25 protein-coding genes are annotated in these 13983 nt (G+C 63.3%); all 25 read right to left on the bottom strand.

Translation table 11 applies throughout. The features are described from left to right. Positions 1–58: 58 nt before the first annotated feature. Positions 59–427: a 30S ribosomal protein S13 gene (gene rpsM, locus HAP47_RS17755; RefSeq protein ID WP_173637151.1), complete on the bottom strand. Its 369-nt coding sequence runs from the start codon at positions 425–427 to the stop codon at positions 59–61. Positions 428–618: 191 nt separating this feature from the next. Further along, complete coding sequence (locus HAP47_RS17750; protein WP_173637152.1) at positions 619–1545, bottom strand: adenylate kinase; 927 nt, start codon at positions 1543–1545, stop codon at positions 619–621. 70 nt (positions 1546–1615) lie between these two features. Continuing rightward, complete coding sequence (gene secY, locus HAP47_RS17745) at positions 1616–2950, bottom strand: preprotein translocase subunit SecY (protein WP_024578584.1); 1335 nt, start codon at positions 2948–2950, stop codon at positions 1616–1618. 159 nt (positions 2951–3109) lie between these two features. Beyond that, complete coding sequence (gene rplO / locus HAP47_RS17740; RefSeq protein ID WP_173637153.1) at positions 3110–3595, bottom strand: 50S ribosomal protein L15; 486 nt, start codon at positions 3593–3595, stop codon at positions 3110–3112. 21 nt (positions 3596–3616) lie between these two features. Beyond that, positions 3617–3820, bottom strand: a complete 204-nt coding sequence (gene rpmD / locus HAP47_RS17735; RefSeq protein WP_173637154.1) for a 50S ribosomal protein L30 — start codon at positions 3818–3820, stop codon at positions 3617–3619. Positions 3821–3859: 39 nt separating this feature from the next. Further along, complete coding sequence (rpsE, locus tag HAP47_RS17730) at positions 3860–4435, bottom strand: 30S ribosomal protein S5 (protein WP_028349043.1); 576 nt, start codon at positions 4433–4435, stop codon at positions 3860–3862. A 58-nt stretch (positions 4436–4493) separates the two neighbouring features. After that, complete coding sequence (gene rplR, locus HAP47_RS17725) at positions 4494–4853, bottom strand: 50S ribosomal protein L18 (protein ID WP_029081760.1); 360 nt, start codon at positions 4851–4853, stop codon at positions 4494–4496. Between the two features lie 11 nt (positions 4854–4864). Next, positions 4865–5398 (bottom strand): 50S ribosomal protein L6, encoded by a 534-nt coding sequence (gene rplF, locus HAP47_RS17720; protein WP_092114986.1) that lies wholly within the window; start codon positions 5396–5398, stop codon positions 4865–4867. 14 nt (positions 5399–5412) lie between these two features. Further along, entirely contained in the window at positions 5413–5811 is a 399-nt protein-coding gene (gene rpsH / locus HAP47_RS17715) for a 30S ribosomal protein S8 (protein WP_021081651.1), read from the bottom strand. Between the two features lie 16 nt (positions 5812–5827). Then, positions 5828–6133 (bottom strand): 30S ribosomal protein S14, encoded by a 306-nt coding sequence (gene rpsN / locus HAP47_RS17710; protein ID WP_173637155.1) that lies wholly within the window; start codon positions 6131–6133, stop codon positions 5828–5830. Between the two features lie 46 nt (positions 6134–6179). Next, positions 6180–6737: a 50S ribosomal protein L5 gene (gene rplE, locus HAP47_RS17705; protein WP_173637156.1), complete on the bottom strand. Its 558-nt coding sequence runs from the start codon at positions 6735–6737 to the stop codon at positions 6180–6182. Next, positions 6730–7044, bottom strand: a complete 315-nt coding sequence (rplX, locus tag HAP47_RS17700; RefSeq protein ID WP_173637157.1) for a 50S ribosomal protein L24 — start codon at positions 7042–7044, stop codon at positions 6730–6732. The genes rplE and rplX overlap by 8 nt, the downstream gene beginning before the upstream one ends. Continuing rightward, positions 7044–7412 (bottom strand): 50S ribosomal protein L14, encoded by a 369-nt coding sequence (gene rplN / locus HAP47_RS17695; protein WP_011473865.1) that lies wholly within the window; start codon positions 7410–7412, stop codon positions 7044–7046. The genes rplX and rplN overlap by 1 nt, the downstream gene beginning before the upstream one ends. A gap of 75 nt (positions 7413–7487) precedes the next feature. After that, the gene (rpsQ, locus tag HAP47_RS17690; protein WP_092114991.1) at positions 7488–7736 is read right to left on the bottom strand and encodes a 30S ribosomal protein S17; all 249 of its coding nucleotides are present in this window, start codon (positions 7734–7736) and stop codon (positions 7488–7490) included. 10 nt (positions 7737–7746) lie between these two features. After that, positions 7747–7953, bottom strand: a complete 207-nt coding sequence (gene rpmC, locus HAP47_RS17685; RefSeq protein ID WP_021081654.1) for a 50S ribosomal protein L29 — start codon at positions 7951–7953, stop codon at positions 7747–7749. 5 nt (positions 7954–7958) lie between these two features. Continuing rightward, positions 7959–8372, bottom strand: coding sequence for a 50S ribosomal protein L16 (rplP, locus tag HAP47_RS17680; RefSeq protein ID WP_016843752.1), 414 nt, complete (start codon positions 8370–8372; stop codon positions 7959–7961). Positions 8373–8402: 30 nt separating this feature from the next. Beyond that, positions 8403–9104, bottom strand: a complete 702-nt coding sequence (gene rpsC, locus HAP47_RS17675) for a 30S ribosomal protein S3 (RefSeq protein WP_018272135.1) — start codon at positions 9102–9104, stop codon at positions 8403–8405. A 20-nt stretch (positions 9105–9124) separates the two neighbouring features. After that, positions 9125–9511: a 50S ribosomal protein L22 gene (gene rplV / locus HAP47_RS17670; RefSeq protein ID WP_018272136.1), complete on the bottom strand. Its 387-nt coding sequence runs from the start codon at positions 9509–9511 to the stop codon at positions 9125–9127. 10 nt (positions 9512–9521) lie between these two features. Then, entirely contained in the window at positions 9522–9800 is a 279-nt protein-coding gene (gene rpsS, locus HAP47_RS17665) for a 30S ribosomal protein S19 (RefSeq protein ID WP_018272137.1), read from the bottom strand. A 12-nt stretch (positions 9801–9812) separates the two neighbouring features. Beyond that, positions 9813–10646 (bottom strand): 50S ribosomal protein L2, encoded by an 834-nt coding sequence (gene rplB / locus HAP47_RS17660; protein ID WP_021081655.1) that lies wholly within the window; start codon positions 10644–10646, stop codon positions 9813–9815. 12 nt (positions 10647–10658) lie between these two features. Beyond that, on the bottom strand, positions 10659–10958 hold the full coding sequence (locus HAP47_RS17655; RefSeq protein WP_029081770.1) for a 50S ribosomal protein L23: 300 nt from the start codon (positions 10956–10958) through the stop codon (positions 10659–10661). Then, the gene (gene rplD, locus HAP47_RS17650; RefSeq protein ID WP_173637158.1) at positions 10955–11575 is read right to left on the bottom strand and encodes a 50S ribosomal protein L4; all 621 of its coding nucleotides are present in this window, start codon (positions 11573–11575) and stop codon (positions 10955–10957) included. Before rplD ends, HAP47_RS17655 begins: the two co-directional genes overlap by 4 nt. Position 11576: 1 nt before the next feature. After that, a complete protein-coding gene (rplC, locus tag HAP47_RS17645) occupies positions 11577–12296 on the bottom strand; it encodes a 50S ribosomal protein L3 (RefSeq protein ID WP_092114994.1) in 720 nt (239 codons plus the stop codon). A 54-nt stretch (positions 12297–12350) separates the two neighbouring features. Beyond that, positions 12351–12659 carry a 30S ribosomal protein S10 gene (rpsJ, locus tag HAP47_RS17640; protein WP_002712302.1) on the bottom strand — a complete coding sequence of 103 codons (309 nt, stop codon included), beginning with the start codon at positions 12657–12659 and terminating at the stop codon, positions 12351–12353. A 94-nt stretch (positions 12660–12753) separates the two neighbouring features. Then, positions 12754–13944 carry an elongation factor Tu gene (gene tuf, locus HAP47_RS17635; protein ID WP_173637159.1) on the bottom strand — a complete coding sequence of 397 codons (1191 nt, stop codon included), beginning with the start codon at positions 13942–13944 and terminating at the stop codon, positions 12754–12756. Positions 13945–13983: the final 39 nt, after the last annotated feature.

Here is a 13983-nt window from a genome sequence, read left to right as displayed (position 1 = left end):
AACGCAAATGGCGAGCAGCGAATTTTGATTCGCTACTCCCCACATGCAATCGCGAAACTTACTTCTTCTTGCCGGCGATTGCCTTGGCCGGGCCCTTGCGCGTGCGCGCATTGGTGTGGGTGCGCTGGCCGCGCACCGGCAGACCACGGCGATGGCGCAGGCCGCGATAGCAGCCGAGGTCCATCAGCCGCTTGATGTTGATGCCGACCTCGCGACGGAGATCGCCCTCGACCAGATAGTCGCGGTCGATGACTTCGCGGATCTGCAGGACCTCCTGGTCGGTCAACTGGCTGACACGACGGTCCGCCGGAATCTTGACCTTCTCGATGATGTCGGCCGCGTTCTTCTGGCCGATACCATGGATGTACTGAAGCGCGATCAGCACGCGCTTGTTGGTAGGAATATTGACGCCGGCAATACGGGCCACGGACTTCTCTCCTGTCGCCGCTCCATCACGGATGCGGGCTTCTCAAGTTCTTGCTCTCTGCGGGCTTGTGTCCACAAACGCGAACACGACGCCCTTCCCCTGATGTCCTTCGGGGCCCGGCATCGTCATAAAACTATCCAACTTGGATGCGGGGCTTATTAAAGGATTCATGTCGGTTTCGTCAACCGCTCCTAGCGTTTAGCTCGCTTTTTCGTGAGCCTTTTTGCTGCCTTTTTGGCGGCCTTTGCCCCCTTCCGGGCATTCGCGGTACGGGCGGCCTGCCTTGCGGCCTTCTTCACGGTCTTCCTGGCCGGTTGCTTCGCCGTTTTCTTGGTAGTTTTCTTGGTAGTTTTCTTGGCAGCTTTGGCCTTGGAGACCAGCTTTGAGGCCGCCTTGGCCCCCTTCCGGGCCGGCTTGGCGGCTTTTTTGGCCGATTCGGCGGCCTTCTTGGTCGCCCTTTTCGCAGTCTTCTTAGCCGTCTTGGACGCCTTCGAGGCGCTCTTGGGCTCCTCGTGCTCCTTCGGTTCCAGCGCGCCGAGTGCGCTCAGGATCCGGTTGATCTCGCGCGTGACGTGCTCAATGGTCATCATGCCATCGACCGTCAGAAGCTTCCGCCGCTCCGAATAATAGTGAATCAGAGGTTCCGTCAGCGAGCGGTACTGCGCCAGGCGCCTGGTCAGCACTTCCGGCGTATCGTCGAGGCGCACTTCCTCGCCGCGCGCGCGGGTTTCCTCGGCACGCTTCTCGACGCGGGCGAGCAGCGCACTCTCGTTGACGCGCAGTTCGACGACGGCATCGAGCTTGAGGTGCCTTTTCCGGAGCAGCTCGTCGAGCGCCTCCGCCTGCGGCACGGTGCGCGGGAAACCGTCGAGAATGAAGCCCTTCTTCGCATCAGGCTCCTCGATCCGGTCGGCGATGATTCCGACCACGACCTCGTCGGGAACCAGGCCGCCATTGGCCATGATCTCCTTGGCCTGCAAGCCGACCGGGGTGCCAGCGGCAGCGGCAGCGCGCAGCATCTCGCCGGTCGAGAGCTGAACGATGCCATGCCGGTGCACCAGCCGCTGCGCCTGGGTTCCCTTGCCCGAGCCCGGCGGCCCTAAAAGGATCAATCTCATATCTGTTTCGCCCCCCGGCTAGGTGGCGAAGTCCGCACACCTGTGTTTTGAGTTTGGAGCCGCGCCGCGATCAGCGGCGGCGGCCTCCCCTGAGCTTCGACTTCCTGATCAGCCCTTCATACTGATGGGCGAGCAGATAGCCCTGAACCTGCGACACCGTATCCATCGTTACACTGACGACGATCAAAAGCGAGGTGCCACCAAAGTAGAATGGGACCGAGGCGTAGGAAATCAGAATTTCGGGGATCAGGCAGACGATCGCGAGATAGATCGCACCGAGCACCGTGATGCGCGACAGCACGTAGTCGATGTATTCGGCGGTGCGCTCACCGGGCCGGATGCCCGGGATGAAGCCGCCATGCTTCTTCAGATTGTCGGCGGTCTCGGTCGGGTTGAACACGATCGCGGTGTAGAAGAACGCGAAGAACACGATCAGCGCGAGATACAAGAGCAGGAACAGCGGCCGGCCATGGCTGAGCTGGGTGGTGAGCCACTGGAACCACTCCGGCCCCTTGCCGGCGTTGAAGTTCGCAACCGTGGTCGGCAGCAGCAGCAGCGACGAGGCGAAGATCGGCGGAATCACGCCCGAGGTGTTGAGCTTGAGCGGCAGATGCGAGGACTGGCCCTCGAACATCTTGTTGCCGACCTGGCGCTTCGGATACTGAATCAGCAGCCGGCGCTGCGCACGCTCCATGAACACGATGAAGGCGATCACGGCGACCGCCATCACGATGACGATCAGGATCAGGCCGGTCGACATCGCGCCCTGGCGGCCGAGTTCCAGCATGTTGGCGAGCGCCGACGGCAGCTCGGCGACGATGCCGGACAGGATGATCAGCGAGATACCGTTGCCGATGCCGCGCGAGGTGATCTGCTCGCCGAGCCACATCAGGAACATGGTGCCGCCGGTCAGCGTGATCGCGGTCGAGATCCGGAAGAACATGCCGGGGTCGCTGACGACGTTGCCGGCGCCTTCGAGGCCGATCGCAATGCCGTAGGACTGGAACAGCGCCAGGATCACCGTCAGATAGCGGGTGTACTGGTTCAGCGTCTTGCGGCCCGCCTCGCCTTCCTTCTTGAGCGCCTCGAGCTGCGGCGACACGGTGGTCAGCAGCTGCACGATGATCGATGCCGAGATGTACGGCATGATGTTCAGCGCAAAGATCGCCATGCGGTGGATGCCGCCGCCGGCGAACATGTTGAACATGCCGAGGATGCCGCCGGACTGGCTGCGAAACACCTGCTCCCAGATGTTGGGATCGATGCCCGGCAGCGGGATATAGGTGCCCAGCCGATAAACAAGCAGCGCACCCAGGGTGAACCAGATGCGCTTCTTCAGCTCGTCGGCTTTCGCCAGCTGTCCGAAATTGAGGTTTGCGGCAAGTTGTTCGGCTGCTGAGACCATGTTCGGCTTTCTCCCGGAGCCCGCTTCGCCGACGCCCCCAAGAAACTAGTTCTCTCGGGGCCATCGGCAGACACCGGACATTATCTGGTGCTCGGCCTCGATAAGTCCATCATTCGATCTGCGGATTGCCCGCGCAGGCCGCGGGCAATGACGCAGATGTTACGCCGCCTCGCCTTCGTCCTTGGCGGGGGCCAGGATCTTGACCGAGCCGCCGGCCTTCTCGACCGCAGCAATGGCCGACTTGGAAGCGCCGTGCGCCTCGATGGTCAGCTTGGTCTTGATCTCGCCGCGGCCGAGCAGCCGCAGGCCGTCCTTGGCGCGGCGCAGCACGCCGGCCTTCACCAGCGACTCGACGTTCACCGTCGCGCTCGCATCGACCAGCTTGTTGTCGATCGCTTCCTGCAGACGGTCGAGATTGATCTCGGCGAAGTCGAGCCGGAAGATGTTGTTGAAGCCGCGCTTCGGCAGACGGCGATGCAACGGCATCTGGCCGCCTTCGAAACCCTTGATGCGGACGCCCGAACGCGCGGTCTGGCCCTTGCCGCCGCGGCCCGAGGTCTTGCCCTTGCCGGAACCGATGCCACGGCCGACACGCATGCGCTTCTTGCGCGAGCCGGCGTTGTCGGCGATATCGCTGAGCTTCATCGCCCTTCTCCTTATCTCTGCTTACTCGCCGACGACGCGGACGAGATGCTGAACTTTGCTGATCATGCCGCGAACTTCAGGGGTATCCTGCAGCTCGGCAACCCGGCCGATCTTGTTGAGCTTGAGGCCGATCAGCGTCGAACGCTGCGAGTGATGGCGGCGGATTGCGCTGCCGATCTGCTCGACCTTGATGGTCTTGCTGGCCTGATTGTTGGCCTTGGCCATGACAGTAACTCCGAATAGCGCTTCGAGAAGCGCGCGTTGTTATTCCGCCACCACTTCGGCGTCACCGCCGACGCGGCGCGACTGCAGGGTGGAGACCTTGATGTTGCGGCGCGCAGCCACCGAGCGCGGCGAATCCTGATGCTTCAGCGCGTCGAAAGTCGCGCGAACCATGTTGTAGGGATTCGACGAGCCGATCGACTTCGCCACCACGTCCTGGATGCCGAGCGTCTCGAACACCGCACGCATCGGGCCGCCAGCGATGATGCCGGTACCGGCCGGAGCGGCACGCAGATAGACGCGGCCGGCGCCGTGACGGCCGGCGATGTCGTGATGCAGCGTGCGGCCTTCGCGCAGCGCGACCCGCGTCAGGTTGCGCTTCGCCGATTCGGTCGCCTTGCGGATCGCTTCCGGAACTTCGCGCGCCTTGCCGTGGCCGAAACCGACCCGGCCCTTCTGATCGCCGATCACGACCAGCGCCGCAAAGCCGAAGCGCTTGCCGCCCTTGACGACCTTCGCCACGCGATTGATGTGGACGAGCTTGTCGACGAACTCGCTGTCGCGCTCCTCGCGATCCCTGCTCCGTTCGCGTCCGCCGCGTTCGCGTTCACCTGCCATGGTGTTTTCCAATCTCTAGGAGGCCTGACGCCTCTATCCCGGTAATCGTTCGATTCGTTTAGAAGCTCAATCCGCCTTCGCGCGCCGCGTCCGCGAGCGCCTTGACGCGCCCGTGATAGATGTAGGCGCCGCGATCGAACACGACTTCCTTGACACCCTTCTGCGCCGCGCGTTCCGCCAGCAGCTTGCCGACGGCCTTCGCCGCATCGATGTCGGCGCCGGTCTTGCCGGCGTCGCGCAGGTTCTTCTCCAGCGACGAGGCGGACGCGAGCGTCTCGCCCTTCTGGTCGTCGATGACCTGGGCGTAGATGTGCTTGGACGAGCGGAACACCGACAGCCGCGGACGGCCGCCTGCCGAGCGGCGAAGCGCAAGGCGGACGCGCTGCTTGCGCCGGGCATTCGTAACCTTGAGTGACATGACCGGCTCCGTTACTTCTTCTTGCCTTCCTTGCGGAAGATGAATTCGTTGGCGTACTTCACGCCCTTGCCCTTGTAGGGCTCCGGCGGACGGTAGGCGCGGATCTCGGCGGCGACCTGGCCGACGCGCTGCGGATCGTTGCCGGTGATCGTGATCTCGGTCGGCTTCGGCACCGCGATGGTGATGCCTTCCGGGATCGCGTAGACCACGTCGTGGCTGTAGCCGAGCGCGAGCTGCAGGTTCTTGCCCTGCATCGCGGCGCGGTAGCCGACGCCGGTGATCTCGAGCTTCTTCTCGAAGCCCTTCGTGACCCCCTCGACGAGGTTGGCGACCTGCGCGCGCGCGGTGCCGTACATCGCCTGCGCGCGGTTGGTCTTGACGCGCGGAGCGACCTTGACCTGGCCGTTCTCGAACTTCACCTCGACGTCGTCATGCACGACGAACTGAAGCTGGCCCTTCGGCCCCTTCACCTTCACCGTCTGGCCCTCGACGCTTGCCGTCACACCCGACGGGATCGCCACCGGCCTTTTGCCGATACGTGACATCGTAAAATCCTTCCTCAGAACACCGTGAAGAGAACTTCGCCGCCCACGTTGGCGTCGCGCGCCTCGTGGTCAGCCATGATTCCCTTCGGCGTCGACAACACCGAAATGCCGAGACCGTTGTTCACGCGCGGCAGGTTCTTCACCGATGCGTAAACGCGGCGGCCCGGCTTCGACACCCGCTCGATCTCGCGGATGACGGGCTCGCCGTCGAAATATTTCAGCTCGATCTCGAGCTCGCTGCGGCCCGAGGCATGCTCGACGCTGGCGTAGCCGCGGATGTAGCCCTCGGACTTCAGCACTTCGAGCACGTTGGCGCGCATCTTCGAGCCGGGGCTCGAGACCTTGGACTTCGAACGCATCTGCGCGTTGCGGATGCGGGTGATGAGATCGCTGATCGGATCGTGCGTAGACATTGTTCCGACCCTCCCCTTACCAGCTCGACTTCACGAGGCCCGGAACCAGGCCCTTGGAGCCGAGTTCACGCAGCGCGATGCGCGAGAGCTTGTTCTTGCGATAGATCGAGCGCGGACGCCCGGTCAGCTCGCAACGGTTGCGGATGCGCGTCGGCGACGAGTTGCGCGGCATCTCGGCGAGCTTCAGCGTCGCCGCGAAGCGCTCTTCCATCGGCCTGGTCTTGTCGGCGATGATCGCCTTCAGCTTTTCGCGCTGCGGGGCAGCGTTCTTCGCCATCCGCTTGCGCCGGTTATTCTTCTCGATCGAACTCTTCTTTGCCATGCTTGGCTCCTGGGTATCCGCGTTTGAGTGGCTTTGGCTCAGCTACTCACTGCCGGAACGGGAAATTGAAAGCGGCCAACAAGGCACGCGCCTCGTCGTCGGTCTTGGCGGTGGTGCACACCGTGATGTCCATGCCACGCGCTTCCGAGACCTTGTCGAAGTCGATCTCGGGGAAAATGATGTGCTCCTTGATGCCGAGCGAATAGTTGCCGCGGCCGTCGAAGCTCTTCGGGTTCAGGCCGCGGAAGTCACGGACGCGGGGCAGCGCCACGTTCACCAGGCGGTCGATGAACTCGTACATATGGGTCTTGCGCAGCGTGACCTTGCAGCCGATCGGCTGGTTCTCACGCAGCTTGAAGGTCGCGATCGCGATCCGCGAATAGGTCACGATCGCCTTCTGGCCGGCGATCTGGCTCAGCTCGGCAGCGGCAGTCTCGGCCTTCTTGCGGTCGTTGACGGAATCGCCGACGCCCATGTTGAGCACGACCTTGTCGAGGCGCGGCACCTGCATCACGTTGGCATAACCGAACTTCTCGGTCATCATGCCGCGGATCTTCTTGTCATACTCCGCGCGCAGGCGCGGCGTGTAAGCTGTCTCAGCCATCGATCTCTGCTCCCGAGCTCTTGGCAACACGAACCTTCTTGCCATCGGCATGAATCTTGAACCCAATGCGGGTCGGCTTTCCGTCTTTGCCGACATACGCAATGTTGGACAGGTCGATCGGCATCTCCTTGGAGATGATGCCGCCTTCCTGGGTCTGGCTCTGCTTCTGGTGACGCTTCACCATGTTGATGCCGCGAACGAGAGCCTTGTTCTCGTCCGGACGCACCTCGAACACCTCGCCGGTGCGACCCTTGTCGCGGCCGGTGAGCACCATCACCTTGTCGCCCTTGCGGATCTTGGCAGCCATCACAGCACCTCCGGCGCAAGCGAAATGATCTTCATGTGGTTCTTGGCGCGCAGCTCGCGCGGCACCGGCCCGAAGATACGGGTGCCGACCGGCTCGGACTGATTGTTGATGAGCACGGCGGCGTTGCGGTCGAAACGGATGACCGAACCGTCGGCGCGGCGGATGTCCTTGCGGACCCGGACCACGACGGCCTTCATCACGTCGCCCTTCTTCACCTTGCCACGCGGAATGGCTTCCTTGATCGACACAACGATAACGTCGCCCACGGTGGCATAGCGGCGCTTGGAACCTCCAAGAACCTTGATGCACATGACACGGCGTGCGCCTGAATTATCGGCCACGTCGAGGTTGGTCTGCATCTGAATCATTGATGCACCTCGTCCTCTTTCTGCGCTTTAGCGCGCCCAAAATTTCCCTGAATGTCTTCGGCCAGGCCGAAGTAATCAGGCCGTTTTCTTGTGTTCGCCCCGGACCACGGTCCAGCGCTTCAGCTTCGAGATCGGCTTCGATTCCTCGATCCAGACCATGTCGCCCGGCTTGAACTGATTGTCCTCGTCGTGCGCGTGGTAGTTCTTGGAACGGCGGATCGTCTTCTTGTAGATCGGGTGGGTGAAGCGGCGATCGACGCGCACCACCACGGTCTTGGCTTGCTTGTCGCTCACGACCACGCCCTGCAGAGTACGTTTCGGCATAGCTGGCCCCTTACTTCTTCTTCGCGCGCAGCTGCGCGGCGATGGTCTTGATACGAGCGATATCGCGGCGGGCTTCCCGCATCCGCGACGTGTTCTCCAGCTGCCCGGTGGCGCGCTGGAAACGCAGGTTGAAGCGTTCCTTCTTCAGGTTCAGGACCGCGTCTTCCCGCTGGTCGTCGCTCATCGCGCGAATGTCTTCAACTTTCATCTCGGCCATGGCGATTACTCCGCAATGCGCGCAACGAAGCGCGTCTTGATCGGCAGCTTGGCGGCGGCGAGCGACAGCGCCTCCTTGGCGGTCTGCACCGGCACGCCGTCGATTTCGAACATCACGCGGCCCGGCTTGATCCGGACCACCCACAATTCCGGCGCACCCTTGCCGGAGCCCATGCGGACTTCGGCGGGCTTCTTCGACACCGGCACGTCCGGGAACACCCGGATCCAGACGCGGCCGGCGCGCTTCATGTGACGGGTCAGCGCGCGGCGGGCGGCTTCGATCTGACGGGCGGTGACGCGCTCAGGCTCCATCGCCTTCAGGCCGAACTGGCCGAACGCCAACGTCGCGCCAGAGGTCGCAACGCCGTGGATACGGCCCTTATGCGCCTTCCGGAACTTCGTCTTCTTAGGTTGCATCATGGCTTTAAGCCCTCAAATTCCTGCTTTGCCTCAAGCGGCGTCGCGGCGCGAACGCGGCGTGTTGTCGCCCTCGGCCATCTTCTTGTCCTGGGCCATCGGATCGTGCTCGAGGATCTCGCCCTTGAAGATCCAGACCTTGACGCCGCAGGTGCCGAAGGTCGTGAACGCGGTGGCAACGCCGTAGTCGACGTCGGCGCGCAGCGTGTGCAGCGGCACGCGACCTTCGCGATACCACTCCATGCGCGCGATTTCGGCGCCGCCGAGACGGCCCGAGCAGTTGATGCGGATGCCCTCGGCACCGAGACGCATCGCCGACTGCACGGCGCGCTTCATGGCGCGGCGGAACGCAACGCGGCGCTCGAGCTGCTGGGCGATCGATTCAGCGACCAGGGTCGCGTCGAGCTCCGGCTTGCGGATTTCGACGATGTTGATCACGACGTCCGACGAGGTGATGTCGGCGACCTTTTTGCGCAGCTTGTCGATGTCGGCGCCCTTCTTGCCGATCACGACACCCGGACGGGCCGAGTGGATCGTCACGCGGCACTTCTTGTGCGGGCGCTCGATCACGATGCGGGCGACAGCCGCCTGCTTGAGCTCCTTGTGCAGGATCTCGCGGATCTTGACGTCCTCGTGCAGGAGCTTGCCGTATTCCTGCTTGCCGGCGAACCAACGGGAGTCCCAGGTCCGGTTGATGCCGAGACGCAGCCCGATTGGATTGATCTTTTGACCCATCGTCTTCTCCTGCGCCCTTCTTAGGCGCTTGCCTCGGCCTCGACCTGACGAACCACGATGGTCAGGTGCGAGAACGGTTTGAACACACGGCCCGAACGGCCACGGCCGCGCGGAGCAAAACGCTTCATCACGATGCCATTGCCGACATGCGCCTCGGCAACGACGAGATCGTCGACATCGAGGTCATGGTTGTTCTCGGCGTTCGCGATCGCCGATTCCAGGCACTTCTTGACGTCGACCGCGATCCGCTTGCGCGAGAACTGCAGGTCGGCGAGCGCAGCCGATGCCTTGCGGCCGCGGATCAGCTGCGCCACCAGGTTGAGCTTCTGCGGGCTGACGCGCAGCATGCGGGCGACGGCCTTGGCCTCATTGTCCGCGAGGCTACGTTCGCGCTTTGGTTTGCTCATCGTCTATTCCTCAAGCCTTCTTGGCTTTCTTGTCGCCCGAGTGGCCGTGGAAGGTCCGGGTCGGCGAGAACTCGCCGAACTTGTGACCCACCATTTCCTCGTTGATCGCCACCGGCACATGCTTCTGGCCGTTGTAGACACCGAAGGTCAGGCCGACGAACTGCGGCAGGATGGTGGAGCGACGGCTCCAGATCTTGATGACGTCGTGACGGCCGGACGCGCGCGCGGCATCTGCCTTCTTGAGCAGAGAACCCTCGACGAACGGGCCTTTCCAGACTGAACGAACCATGTCCGGCGTTCCTTACTTCTTCCGCTTGTGGCGGCTGAGGAGAATGAATTTGTTGGTCGACTTGTTGGTGCGGGTCTTCTTGCCCTTGGTCGGCTTGCCCCACGGAGTAACCGGGTGGCGGCCGCCCGAGGTACGACCTTCACCACCGCCGTGCGGGTGATCGATCGGGTTCATGACGACGCCGCGGTTGTGCGGACGCCAGCCGAGCCAGCGGGTACGACCGGCCTTGCCGATCGAGATGTTCATGTGATCGGGGTTCGAGACCGCGCCGATCGTGCCGCGGCAGCGGCCGTGCACGAGACGCTGCTCGCCCGAATTCAGGCGGACGATCACGTAGTCCTGGTCGCGGCCGACGATCTGGGCATAGGTGCCGGCGGAGCGCGCCAGCTGGCCGCCCTTGCCGATCTTCAGCTCGATGTTGTGCACGATCGTGCCGACCGGCATGTTGCCGAGCGGCATGACGTTGCCCGGCTTCACGTCGACATAGTTGCCGGCGACGACGGTGTCGCCCGCCGCCAGACGCTGCGGCGCCAGGATGTAGGCCAGCTCGCCGTCCTGATACTTGATCAGCGCGATGAACGCGGTGCGGTTCGGATCGTACTCGAGCCGCTCCACGACCGCCGGCATGTCCACCTTGTCGCGGCGGAAGTCGACGGTGCGGTAGGCCTTCTTGTGGCCGCCGCCGCGGAAACGCACGGTGATGCGACCGGTGTTGTTGCGACCGCCATTGCCGAGCTTGCCCTCGGTCAGGGTCTTCACCGGCTTGCCCTTGTAGAGCGCCGAACGATCGACCATGACCAGCTGGCGCTGGCCCGGCGTCGTGGGATTGTAGGTTTTCAATGCCATCGTCGTTGCGCCTTATAGTCCGGTAGTCACGTCGATGCGGTGGCCCTCTTCAAGGGTCACGATCGCGCGCTTGGAGTCCGACTGCGAGCCGAGATTGCCGCGGAACACCTTGGTCTTGCCCTTGCGAACGAGAGTGTTGACGCTCTTCACCTTGACGTCGAACAGCTTCTCGACCGCTTCCTTGATCTGCGGCTTGGTCGCCTTGCCGGCGACCTTGAACAGCACCTTGTTGTGCTCGGAGGCGAGCGTCGCCTTTTCCGTCACGACCGGCGAGATGATGACGTCGTAGTGGCGCGGATCGATGTTCTTCATTTGAAGCGCGCCTCCAGCGCATCAACCGCAGCCTTGGTCAGCACCAGCTTGTGGCGGCGGAGAATGTCGTAGACGTTGATGCCCTGGATCGGCAGCACGTCGATGTTCGGGATGTTGCGGGCCGCGGTCGCGAAACCGTTGTGCAGCTCCGCACCGTCGATGATCAGCGCGTTGGTCAGGCCGAGGCCCGAGAAGTGACCGAGCAGTGCCTTGGTCTTGGCGGCCTCGAGCTGCGCATTGTCGATCACGATCAGCCCGCCGTCCTTGGCCTTGGCCGACAGCGCATGCTTCAGCGCGAGCGCGCGCACCTTCTTCGGCAGGTCGGTCGCATGGGAGCGAACCACCGGACCGAATGCACGGCCACCGCCGCGGAACTGCGGCACGCGGGCCGAGCCGTGACGGGCGCCGCCGGTGCCCTTCTGCTTGTACATCTTCTTGCCGGTGCGCCAGACGTCGGCGCGGCCCTGGGCCTTGTGGGTGCCGGCCTGGCGCTTGTTGAGCTGCCACTGCACGCAACGCTGGATGATGTCCTTGCGCGGCTCGAGACCAAAGATCTCGTCCGACAGCTGAACCGAGCCGGCGTCCTTGCCTTCAAGGGTGGTGACTTTCAGTTCCATCTCACACGCCCTCCTTCTCGGCTACAGCCTCGGTAGCTTCACCGCCGGCGACCTTGAACTTGCCGGGCTTCGGGGCTTCCTTCGGCAGCGGCTTCTTGACGGCGTCGCGCACCGAGATCCAGCCGCCCTTGGAGCCGGGAACGGCGCCTTCGACGAGGATCAGGCCGCGCTCGACGTCGGTCGATACCACGCGCAGATTGAGCGTGGTGATGCGGTCGACGCCCATGTGACCGGGCATCTTCTTGTTCTTGAAGGTTTTGCCGGGATCCTGACGACCACCGGTCGAACCGATCGAGCGGTGCGAGACCGACACGCCGTGGGTGGCGCGCAGACCGCCGAAGTTCCAGCGCTTCATGCCGCCGGCGAAGCCCTTACCGATCGAGGTGCCGGTCACGTCGACAAACTGGCCGACCACGAAATGGTCCGCCTGGATCTCCGCGCCGACCGGGATCAGCGCGTCCTCGGACACGCGGAACTCGGCGACCTTGCGCTTCGGCTCGACCTTGGCGACCGCGAACTGGCCGCGTTCGGCCTTCGGCATGTACACCGTCTTGCGGGCGCCCGAGCCGAGCTGAAGAGCGACATAGCCGTTCTTCTCGGTCGTGCGGTGGCCCAGCACCTGGCAGTTGCCCAACTTCAGCACGGTCACAGGGATATGCTCGCCGGTCTCCGTAAAGACCCGCGTCATCCCGACCTTTTGTGCGATCACTCCGGAGCGCATCGGCGTGCTTCCTGTCTTTCTGTCCGCAAGCGGCGGACGTAAAAATCCAAAACCTTAGAGCTTGATCTCGACGTCGACACCGGCGGCCAGGTCGAGCTTCATCAGCGCATCGACGGTCTGCGGGGTCGGGTCGACAATGTCGAGGAGGCGCTTGTGAGTGCGCATCTCGAATTGCTCGCGGCTCTTCTTGTCAACGTGCGGCGAACGGTTGACGGTGAACTTCTCGATGCGGGTCGGCAGCGGAATCGGTCCGCGAACCTGCGCACCGGTGCGCTTCGCCGTGTTCACGATCTCACGGGTCGACGTATCGAGGATTCGATGGTCGAACGCCTTGAGACGGATGCGAATGTTTTGGCCGTTCATTGCCGTATCTCTTTCTTCGTCGCTCAATTAGCGAATAGCGAGTGGTGAGCGGCGGGTGGGCGAACCCACCCGCTGCAAACTGACTGATCCACCCTTACTCGATGATGGCGGCGACGACGCCGGCGCCGACGGTGCGGCCGCCTTCGCGGATCGCGAAGCGCAGCTTCTCTTCCATCGCGATCGGCACGATCAGGTGCACTTCCATCGCGATGTTGTCGCCCGGCATCACCATCTCGGTGCCTTCGGGCAGGTGCACGACACCGGTCACGTCGGTGGTGCGGAAGTAGAACTGCGGACGGTAGTTGGTGAAGAACGGGGTATGACGGCCGCCCTCTTCCTTGGTGAGGATGTAAGCCTCAGCCTTGAACTTGGTGTGCGGCTTGACCGAACCGGGCTTGCACAGCACCTGGCCACGCTCGACTTCCTCGCGCTTGGTGCCGCGGAGCAGCGCACCGATGTTGTCGCCGGCCTGGCCCTGATCGAGCAGCTTGCGGAACATTTCGACGCCGGTGACGATGGTCTTCTGGGTGTCGCGGATACCGACGATTTCGATTTCCTCGCCGACCTTGATGATGCCGCGCTCGACACGGCCGGTGACGACGGTGCCGCGGCCCGAGATCGAGAACACGTCTTCAACCGGCATCAGGAACGGCTGGTCGATCGGACGCTCCGGCTGCGGAATGTACTCGTCGACATTCTTCATCAGCTCGAGGATGGCGTCGTGGCCGAGCTTCTTGTCCTTGTCTTCGAGGGCGGCGAGCGCCGAGCCCTTGATGATCGGGATCGTGTCGCCCGGGAATTCGTACCTCGAGAGCAACTCGCGGACTTCGAGCTCGACGAGCTCGAGCAGCTCCGGATCGTCGACCATGTCGCACTTGTTGAGGAACACGACGAGCGCGGGCACGCCGACCTGGCGGGCGAGCAGGATGTGCTCGCGGGTCTGCGGCATCGGGCCGTCAGCAGCCGACACGACCAGGATCGCGCCGTCCATCTGGGCAGCACCGGTGATCATGTTCTTCACGTAGTCGGCGTGGCCGGGGCAGTCGACGTGAGCGTAGTGGCGGTTCTTCGTCTCGTACTCGACGTGAGCGGTCGAGATCGTGATGCCGCGCGCCTTCTCTTCCGGCGCCTTGTCGATCTGGTCGTAGGCGGTGAACGTCGCGCCGCCGGTTTCTGCGAGCACCTTGGTGATCGCTGCGGTCAGCGAGGTCTTGCCATGGTCGACGTGACCGATGGTGCCGATGTTGCAGTGGGGCTTGTTACGTTCGAATTTAGCTTTGGCCATTTGACTCTCCGTTCAATCGTTGACTGCCATCAACGACAA

The organism is Bradyrhizobium sp. 41S5, assembly GCF_011516665.3.
GTDB lineage: Bacteria > Pseudomonadota > Alphaproteobacteria > Rhizobiales > Xanthobacteraceae > Bradyrhizobium > Bradyrhizobium quebecense.
The sequence above is the reverse complement of the archived record's forward strand: the minus strand, read 5'-3'. Positions and strand labels throughout refer to the sequence as shown.

Coding starts and splice junctions, on each gene's coding strand:
- rplE (WP_173637156.1), bottom strand. CDS start 6,737: ATGGCTGAGACAGCTTACACGCCGCGCCTGCGCGCGGAGTATGACAAG.
- rplD (WP_173637158.1), bottom strand. CDS start 11,575: ATGGAACTGAAAGTCACCACCCTTGAAGGCAAGGACGCCGGCTCGGTT.
- secY (WP_024578584.1), bottom strand. CDS start 2,950: ATGGTCTCAGCAGCCGAACAACTTGCCGCAAACCTCAATTTCGGACAG.
- rplN (WP_011473865.1), bottom strand. CDS start 7,412: ATGATTCAGATGCAGACCAACCTCGACGTGGCCGATAATTCAGGCGCA.
- rpsE (WP_028349043.1), bottom strand. CDS start 4,435: ATGGCAGGTGAACGCGAACGCGGCGGACGCGAACGGAGCAGGGATCGC.
- rplC (WP_092114994.1), bottom strand. CDS start 12,296: ATGCGCTCCGGAGTGATCGCACAAAAGGTCGGGATGACGCGGGTCTTT.
- rplR (WP_029081760.1), bottom strand. CDS start 4,853: ATGTCACTCAAGGTTACGAATGCCCGGCGCAAGCAGCGCGTCCGCCTT.
- rplB (WP_021081655.1), bottom strand. CDS start 10,646: ATGGCATTGAAAACCTACAATCCCACGACGCCGGGCCAGCGCCAGCTG.
- rpsS (WP_018272137.1), bottom strand. CDS start 9,800: ATGGTTCGTTCAGTCTGGAAAGGCCCGTTCGTCGAGGGTTCTCTGCTC.
- rpsH (WP_021081651.1), bottom strand. CDS start 5,811: ATGTCTACGCACGATCCGATCAGCGATCTCATCACCCGCATCCGCAAC.
- rpmC (WP_021081654.1), bottom strand. CDS start 7,953: ATGGCCGAGATGAAAGTTGAAGACATTCGCGCGATGAGCGACGACCAG.
- rplP (WP_016843752.1), bottom strand. CDS start 8,372: ATGATGCAACCTAAGAAGACGAAGTTCCGGAAGGCGCATAAGGGCCGT.
- rplO (WP_173637153.1), bottom strand. CDS start 3,595: ATGAAGCTCAGCGATATCGCCGACAACGCCGGCTCGCGCAAGAAGCGC.
- rplX (WP_173637157.1), bottom strand. CDS start 7,044: ATGGCTGCCAAGATCCGCAAGGGCGACAAGGTGATGGTGCTCACCGGC.
- tuf (WP_173637159.1), bottom strand. CDS start 13,944: ATGGCCAAAGCTAAATTCGAACGTAACAAGCCCCACTGCAACATCGGC.
- rpsJ (WP_002712302.1), bottom strand. CDS start 12,659: ATGAACGGCCAAAACATTCGCATCCGTCTCAAGGCGTTCGACCATCGA.
- HAP47_RS17655 (WP_029081770.1), bottom strand. CDS start 10,958: ATGAAGAACATCGATCCGCGCCACTACGACGTCATCATCTCGCCGGTC.
- rpsQ (WP_092114991.1), bottom strand. CDS start 7,736: ATGCCGAAACGTACTCTGCAGGGCGTGGTCGTGAGCGACAAGCAAGCC.
- rpmD (WP_173637154.1), bottom strand. CDS start 3,820: ATGGCCAAGGCCAACAATCAGGCCAGCAAGACCATCAAGGTCGAGCAG.
- HAP47_RS17750 (WP_173637152.1), bottom strand. CDS start 1,545: ATGAGATTGATCCTTTTAGGGCCGCCGGGCTCGGGCAAGGGAACCCAG.
- rplV (WP_018272136.1), bottom strand. CDS start 9,511: ATGAGCAAACCAAAGCGCGAACGTAGCCTCGCGGACAATGAGGCCAAG.
- rpsN (WP_173637155.1), bottom strand. CDS start 6,133: ATGGCAAAGAAGAGTTCGATCGAGAAGAATAACCGGCGCAAGCGGATG.
- rplF (WP_092114986.1), bottom strand. CDS start 5,398: ATGTCACGTATCGGCAAAAGGCCGGTGGCGATCCCGTCGGGTGTGACG.
- rpsC (WP_018272135.1), bottom strand. CDS start 9,104: ATGGGTCAAAAGATCAATCCAATCGGGCTGCGTCTCGGCATCAACCGG.